The 720-nt window shown below is 63.2% G+C and carries 1 protein-coding gene; it reads left to right on the top strand.

Translation table 11 applies throughout. The features are described 5' to 3' along the window. The first annotated feature begins 14 nt into the window (after positions 1–14). Positions 15–167 (top strand): sensor domain-containing protein, encoded by a 153-nt coding sequence (locus A9X04_RS32475; RefSeq protein ID WP_369829026.1) that lies wholly within the window; start codon positions 15–17, stop codon positions 165–167. Positions 168–720 lie beyond the last annotated feature (553 nt).

Genomic DNA, 720 nt, shown 5'->3' with positions numbered 1-720 from the left:
GGACCGCGACGGAACTGCAGGACGGGAAGCCCACCGGTTGGATCTGCCCCAACGTGGCGCGCGCGAAGAACAATGTGATCATCACTGCGCAGGTGTGCCAATACGGCAATGGCGCTCCGGCCACCGCGACAGTTCTGGACAAGATGTCGGCGAAGATACCGGGATAGAGCTTTTCACGACTCCTGCCTGGCCCGGGGCCGCACAATGTTCTCTGCGTTACGGCTTCGGGGCCGGTGCGCGATGCGGGCTATCCGGGGTGCTCAGCGGTTGGCTGCCCGAAAAACCGCTGACGACTCCAGGGCTATCGGGCGTGCCCATCGGTTGGGCGCCAGACAGGGCGCTGACGGCGTCTGGACTAGCGGGCGTGACCATCGCTTGGCCGCCCGAGGGCGAGCTGACAGCTGCGGGACTATCGGGTGTGGCCAGCGGTTCTCCGCCCCAGCCGGGGTCGCAACGCGCGACCTGCGGACATGGAAGAGACGGATCGGAGCGCGCGACCGTGTCGCCCAGGCCGCCGGATACCGCGGTGAGCGCTCCGGCGATCGCTGCTCCTGCGGCCAAACGTGTCAATTTCGACATGAGTGAGATTCCAATCGAGCTGAACCAATAAGGGTGAGGTCCTAAAAGTCAACAAGGTAAGGTTGTTAAAACCTCAGCAGTCCTGTCATGGTACTCCTCCCGGATCCTGCACAAAGTATTCCGATTCTCCCGGGTCTATCC

This window comes from Mycobacterium sp. E3247, assembly GCF_001667785.1.
In the GTDB taxonomy this organism is placed as follows: Bacteria; Actinomycetota; Actinomycetes; order Mycobacteriales; family Mycobacteriaceae; genus Mycobacterium.
Note: the sequence above shows the minus strand (reverse complement) of the source record. Positions and strands in the feature narration are given on the sequence as shown.